General features: G+C 69.4%; 4 protein-coding genes and 1 pseudogene. All 5 read left to right on the forward strand.

Annotated elements, in window-relative coordinates; translation table 11 throughout:
• Positions 1-2 precede the first annotated feature (2 nt).
• Complete coding sequence (locus tag ACSFBC_RS27930; RefSeq protein WP_435513590.1) at positions 3-1397, forward strand: MFS transporter; 1395 nt, start codon at positions 3-5, stop codon at positions 1395-1397.
• Between the two features lie 44 nt (positions 1398-1441).
• Entirely contained in the window at positions 1442-3112 is a 1671-nt protein-coding gene (locus tag ACSFBC_RS27935; protein WP_435513591.1) for a serine hydrolase domain-containing protein, read from the forward strand.
• Positions 3109-5493 carry an alpha/beta fold hydrolase gene (locus tag ACSFBC_RS27940; protein ID WP_435513592.1) on the forward strand — a complete coding sequence of 795 codons (2385 nt, stop codon included), beginning with the start codon at positions 3109-3111 and terminating at the stop codon, positions 5491-5493. The genes ACSFBC_RS27935 and ACSFBC_RS27940 overlap by 4 nt, the downstream gene beginning before the upstream one ends.
• Positions 5490-6671, forward strand: coding sequence for an alanine racemase (locus ACSFBC_RS27945; RefSeq protein ID WP_435513593.1), 1182 nt, complete (start codon positions 5490-5492; stop codon positions 6669-6671). The genes ACSFBC_RS27940 and ACSFBC_RS27945 overlap by 4 nt, the downstream gene beginning before the upstream one ends.
• A gap of 37 nt (positions 6672-6708) precedes the next feature.
• Positions 6709-6996, forward strand: a pseudogene (locus ACSFBC_RS27950) (MotA/TolQ/ExbB proton channel family protein); the annotation flags it as partial.

Raw genomic sequence — 6996 nt, forward strand, 5'->3', positions numbered from 1 at the left:
CGATGGCGCTGTTCACGCCGATCGCGCCTCCGCTGGCGACCGAAGGGTCGTCGGCCGGGGTGTCCGAAGGGGTCGTCAAGGCCCCGCCCAGCGCCTGGTATGCGCTGATCGTCCTGATCATCGCCACGGTGCTGGGCGCGGTCGACAAGGTCGTGCTCACGCTGCTGACCGAGCCGGTGCGCCTGTCCTTGTCACTGTCCGACACGCAGATCGGCCTGCTGCAGGGCGCGGGCCTGGTGCTGTTCACCGGCATCGCCACGCTGCCGCTGGGCTGGCTCAGCGACCGCTACGACCGCCGCGTGGTGCTCGCCGCCTGCGTGGTGCTGTGGAGCGCGGCCACCGGCCTGCGCGGCACGGCCGAAGGCTACGGCGTGCTGTTCATCGCCTCGATCGGGCTGGGGGTCGGCGAAGCCGGCCTCACGCCCATCACGAACAGCATGATCCCCGACCTGTTCCCGCGCGCGCAACGGGTGTTCGCCAACGCGGTCTTCGCGCTGTCCATCATCTTCGGCAGCGCGCTCGGCGCGTTGCTGGGCGGCAGCGTCGTGAACCTGACCGACGACCTGCGGCACCTGCTGCCGGTGTCGATGCAGGGCTACGAAGCCTGGCGACTGACCTTCTTCGTGATGGCCGCGGCAGGCATCCCCGTGGCCCTGCTGGTGCTGTCGATACGCGGCGGCCGCGGCGGCAAGGGCAAGGCCGCCACACTGAGCTTCGACACCGTGACGCCCGCCAACGCCATCGGTTTCCGCGATCACCTCGTCACGCACTGGCGCACCTTCGCCGGCCTGGTGATCGGCTTCGGCCTGGGCGCCGTGGGCCTGAGTTCGATCGGCACCTGGCTGCCGGTCGTCGCCGCACGCGAGTTCGGCGCCACGCCGGCCGAAGTGGGCCGCGGCATCGGCCTGGCCTTCCTCACCGGCACGCTGGTCGGCGGTGCGCTGGGCGTGCTCGTGATGCGCTTCGTGCAGCGCCGCATGGGCCCGGCCGCCGCACTGCGCATCATCATGCTGGGCAACCTCAGCGCGGCGCTGCTGTCGGTGCTGATGCTGTTCATGCGTTCGTCGACCGATGTCTTCATGCTGCTCGCGCTGCTGGTCGTGCCGCTCATCAGCGGTGCGGTGCTGCTGCCCAACGTGCTGCAGGACGCGGCCCCGGCGCATCTGCGCGCGCGGACCATCGCGCTGCTCACCATGGCCAGCCTTCCCTTCGGCGTGATGGGTCCGCTCACGGTAGGCCTGCTGTCCGACAGCCTCAAGGGTTCGGTCAGCGGCAACAGCCTGGCCACCGCCGTCGTGATCACGACGCTGGTCGGCGGTGTGCTCGGCGCGATGGTGCTGCGCGCCACCGAAGGCCGCTTCGTGCGCCTGATGCAGGCCGCGCAGACCACCACCTGAGCCCGGCCTGCCTTCTCCCATGTCTTCTCTTGCAGATCATCCCCATGTCTGAACCTGTTCCCCTTCCGGCCGAGAAAGTGACGGCCGCGCTGGCCGCACTCGACACGCTGCTGGCCCCTTTCCACCGCAGCGATGCGCCCGGCCTGGTGATCGGCATCGCCCATCAGGGCACGCTGCTGTACCGCCGTGCCTTCGGCATGGCCAGCCTGGAGATGGGCGTGGCGCTCACGCCCACCAGCCGCATGCGCATCGCGTCGACGAGCAAGCACTTCACCGCGATGGGCATCCTGCTGCTGGTCGAAGACGGCCTGGTCGCGCTCGACGCCATGGCGCAGACCTACCTGCCCGAACTGCCGACGTTGAGCGACAACGGCCCCACGGTGGCCCAACTGCTCACCCACACCAGCGGCTGGCGCGGCCACGACGAACTCTGGGTCATGGCGCACGGCATGACCTTCTGCCACCCCGGCCCGGGCATGCCCGCGATGGCGCGCCAGAGCGAACTCAATTTCGAGCCCGGCTCGCAGATGGTCTACAGCAACGGCGGCTACCACCTGCTGGCGAAGATCATCGAGCGCGTCAGCGGCCTGAGCTACGACGCCTTCCTCAAGGCCCGCCTGTTCGGCCCGCTGGGCATGCCCGACACCGCATCGGTGGCCACCGACCTCGACGTGCATCCCGGCCTCGCCGGCCTGTACATGCCGGCGGCCGAGGGCGGCTGGCAACGCGGCCTCTACCCCTGCGAACTCGACGGCGGCGGCTCGCTGGTGTCGACCGTGGACGACATGCTGCGCTGGCTCGCGCACCTGCGCGGCCCCGCCAAGACCGTGGGCAGCCAGGAGAGCTGGGACGCGCTGTCGTCGCCGACCACGCTGTCCTCTGGCTCGACCGTGACCTACGGCTACGGGCTGGCGCGCCACCCCTACCGTGGTGTCGAGATCATCCATCACGCCGGTGCGGTGCTGGGCGCCACCTCGCAGATGCTGAGCGTGCCCAGCCACGGGCTGGACATCGTCATCATGGTCAACGGCGCACCGATCGCACCGAGCTCGTTCGCCTGCAAGGTGGTCGACCTGTTCCTCGAAGAACAACTCGCGCCCCACGAAGTACGCCCGCAGGCCGCCGACTTCTCCGGCCTGATCGGCCAGCGCTACCACGCGCCGGCCACCGGCAGCGTGATCTCCTTCGCCGACGTGGCCGGCAAGCTCGCCATGTCGTGGCAAGGCCATGCCGCGCTGCCGATGCACCACGGCGACGGCAAGCTCTGGCTGGGCCTGCAGGACCTGCCGGTCAGCGACCTGGTGCTCCAGGCGTCCGACCTCGACCCCGCGCAGACCAACGCATCGCTGACGCTGTTCGAAGGCGGCCAGCCCCGTCGTTTCGAGCGCCTGAGCGCGTCCGCCCCCGATGCCGCGACGCTGGCACCGCAACTGTGCGGCGACTACCGCAGCCCCGACCTCGACGCCACCGCGCGCATGGCGCTGGTCGACGGCCAGCTGTTGCTCACGGTGCAGGGCCGCTACGGCCATCACGCCGTCGTGCTGGACATCCTGTCGGCCGACGTGATGGTGCTGACCTCGACCGATCCGCTGCTGGCCCGCATGGGCAAGTCGATCCTCAACGTCGAACGCCAGGCCGACAAGGTCGTGGGCCTGCGCATGGACACCCTGCGCACCCACAACGTCCATCTGATCCGCGAGGAGTCCCGCGCATGAAGTTCTTCGCCGCCCTGCTTGCCACCGGGACCAACACCTTCGTCTCGGCCCCCACCGGTTGGGGAAGCTTCAACGAATACGGCGTCTTTCACGGCGACTCCAGCACGCGCGACGCGGACGGCTACGGCATGTTCGCGGTCGAGCTGCGCCGACTGCTGGCCGCCGAAGGCCACGAGATGGTCGAGAGCCTGCTGGCCTTCGCGCAGCCGCTCGGACGCACCGTGCGCACGGTCTACGAAAGCCTGCGCGACGAGATCCTCGACGACCTGCGCAAGGCCGGCCCGGTCGACGGCGTGATCCTGATCCTGCACGGCGCGATGGTCGCCGACGGCTACGACGATTGCGAAGGCGACCTGATCTCGCGCGTGCGCGACATCGTCGGCCCGAACGTGCCGATCGGCGTCGAACTCGACCTGCACTGCCACTTCACGCAGCAGATGGTGAGCGGCGCCGACGTCATCGTCGGCTACAAGGAATATCCGCACACCGACGCCGTGGTGCGCATGCAGGAGCTGACGCGCATCGTGCTCGACACCGCGCAGGGCCGCGTCAAGCCGACCACCGCCGTGCACGACTGCCGCATGGTCGGCCTGTGGCACACCACGCGCGAACCGATGGCCAGCTTCGTGCGCCGCATGGAAGCCGCGGAGAAGCTGCCGGGCGTGCTCTCGGTCTCGCTGGGCCACGGCTTCCCCTGGGCCGACGTGCCCGAGGCCGGCGCCAAGCTCTGGGTGGTGACGGACAACGACCCGGCATTGGCGGCAAGGCTTGCCGATGAACTGGGCCGCGAATTCTGGGACCTGCGCCACCGGATCGGTGCCCACGCGCCCTTCGTCGAGGAGACGCTGGACGCGGCCATGGCCGTCGAAGGCGGCCCGGTGGTGATCGCCGACATGGCCGACAACGCGGGTGGCGGTGCCACCAGCGATGCCACCTTCGTGCTGCGTGCCATCCTCGATCGCAACATCGCCGACGTGGCCATGGGTGCTTTCTGGGACCTGGGCGCGATCCACCTGTGCCGCGACGCCGGCATCGGCGCCAGCTTCGACCTGCGGCTGGGCGGCAAGTGCGGCGTGACATCGGGCGACCCGGTCGACCTGCGCGTGACGATCAAGGCCGTGGCCGAAGACTATTCGCAGGGCGGCCTCACCGCCGGCACGCGCACCCTGCTTGGCACCACCGTCTGGGTGCAGGCCGCGAACGGCCTGGACATCGTGCTCATCAGCAAGCGCAACCAGGTCATGTCGACCGACCTGTTCACCGGCCTGGGCATCGAACTCGCGAACAAGAAGCTGATCGTGGTCAAGTCCGCGCAGCACTTCCATGCGCAGTTCGGGCCCATCGCCAAGGCCGTGCTCTATGTCTCGACGCCAGCCGCGTTGAGCAACGACTTCGCGAACCTGCCCTACCGCGTGCGCGATCTCGACTACTGGCCCCGCGTGGAAGAACCGACACGCGCCACGCCCTCCCCAACGAAAGCGACATTGAAGATGAAAGCACCCGGCGAGCTCTACACCATCGAAGGACGCGCGATGCATCTGCAGCGCAGCGGTCCCGCACCGACCCACGCCGCGCAACCCACGCTCGTGATCGAAGCCGGCGGGGGCTGTGCCTCGCCGATCTACGGCCGCCTGCAGCAAGCCCTGGCCGTCAAGCATCCGGTGGTGAGCTACGACCGTGCCGGCACCGGCTGGAGCGAGCCCGATGGCGAAGGCTTCGACGGCGTGCGCAACGCGCACCGCCTGCATGCGCTGCTCACGGCCGCTGGCGTGACGGGGCCGATCGTGCTGATCGGCCACTCGCTGGGCGGCCTGCTCAACCGCATCTACACCGGTCTGTATCCGGCGCAGGTGGCCGGCATCGTGATGCTCGACGCGAGCCACCCCGAGCAGTTCGAAGTGTTCTCCGAAGTGCCCGAGGCCGTGCTGGCGGCGGAGCGCGACAAGCGCGTCAGGTTCCAGGCCGGCGGTCCGCCGCCACCGGAGTTCGCACCGGTGCAGGCCCTCTTCGCCGACATGCCGCAGGTCATCGAACAGATGATCGCGACCTACACGCCCCAAGCCGTCGACACGACGAAGGCCGAACTCGTCGCACTGCAGCACGTCGCGCGCCAGGCCGGCGCATCGCCCGACTTCGGTGCACGTCCGCTGGCCGTGTTGTGGGCCGCGCTGCAGAAGCTTCCACAAGGTGCCGAAGGCGCCGATGCGGTGCAACAACGCTGGCCCGAGTTCCAGGAGGCGCACACCGCGCTGTCCACGCAAAGCAGCCTGCAGCTGATCGAAGGCGCGGAACACATGACACTGGTGCTGCTGCCGCCTTTCGTGAGCCAGGTGGCCGCAGCCGTGGATCAGGTGGTGGCCCAGATCGAGGCATCCCGATGACGGCTTTCGCAGACATGGCATTGGCCGAACTCGCCACGCCCGCGCTGTTGCTCGACAGCACGATCCTCGAACGCAACTGCGCAGCGATGGCGCAACGCGCCGCACACCACGGCGTGGCACTGCGCCCGCACCTGAAGACCTCCAAGTCGGCCGAAGTGGCACGCATGGCCACGCGCGGCCAGGCCGGCGGCATCACGGTGTCGACCGTGGCCGAGGCCGACTACTTCGCGGCCAACGGCTTCCTGGACCTGACCTATGCGGTCGGCATCAGCGCCAGCAAGGTCGAGGCGTTGGATCGCATCCAGCGCACGCACGGCGCACGCATCACGCTGCTGGCCGACCGCGTCGAGGCGGTGCTGTCGGCGGCCGAACAGGCACGCGCACTGGAAGCCACCTTCAACATGCTGATCGAGATCGACACCGGCGGCGGACGCGGCGGCCTGGCGCCTGACGATGCCGAGTTGCTGACCGTCGCACGCGCCATTGCGCAGAGCGAAGCCTTCACGCTGGTCGGCGTGCTGACCCATGCGGGCCACAGCTACCACGTCGAAGGGCGCGACGCGATCCGCGCCATCGCCGAGACCGAGCGTGCCGGCGCGGTGCACGCGGCCGAACGCCTGCGTGCGGCCGGCCTGCGGATCGACGTGGTGAGCGTCGGGGCCACACCCACCGCGGTGTGTGCCGAACGCCTCGACGGCGTGACCGAGATGCGGCCTGGTGTCTACACCTTCTTCGACCTCGATCAGGTCGCACGCGGCATCTGCACCGTCGACGACGTTGCGATGTCGGTGCTCGCCACGGTGATCGGCCACAACCCGCGTTCGGGTCGCGTGCTGATCGATGCCGGCGCCCTCGCGCTGTCGAAAGACAGCTCGGGTGCCGAGTTCCGCGACGACCTCGGCTACGGCCTCGTGTGCCCGGCCGAAGGCGGCGCGCCGCTGGCCGGCATGCGCGTGGCCGAGTTGCACCAGGAACACGGCCTGATCGCCAGCGATGGCGATCTGCAGGCGCTGTTCGCTGCACTGCCCGTGGGCAGTCGCGTGCGCATCCTGCCCCACCACGCCTGCATGACCGCAGCCCCGTACGACCGCTACCACGTCGTGCGCTCGGCAGGTGCCGACGTGCATGCCATCTGGGGCAAGACCCGCGGCTGGCAGGTTGGCACGGGTAGTGCGTAAGCAACGCTCCCTCTCATTCTTTTCCTTGGAGACACACATGATGAAAACGCTTCTCGCCCGCTTCGTGCCGGCTGCTGCGATGGCACTGACCCTCTGCCTGGCGGGCGCCCTGCCGGCGCACGCACAGAACGCCGCTGCACCGACCACCGAAGCCAACGCCAACGCCGCGGCACCGACGGCTTCAGCCGCAGCAGCACCCGCTGCCGCGACGACACCGGCGCCCGCTCCAGCCCACGCCGCAGCGGTCAAGACCGACAACCCCTACGGCATCGGCGCCCTCTGGGCGCAGAGCGATGCCGTCACCAAGGCCGTGCTCGCGATCCTG

Source organism: Variovorax frigidus, assembly GCF_051216515.1.
Lineage (GTDB): Bacteria > Pseudomonadota > Gammaproteobacteria > Burkholderiales > Burkholderiaceae_C > Variovorax.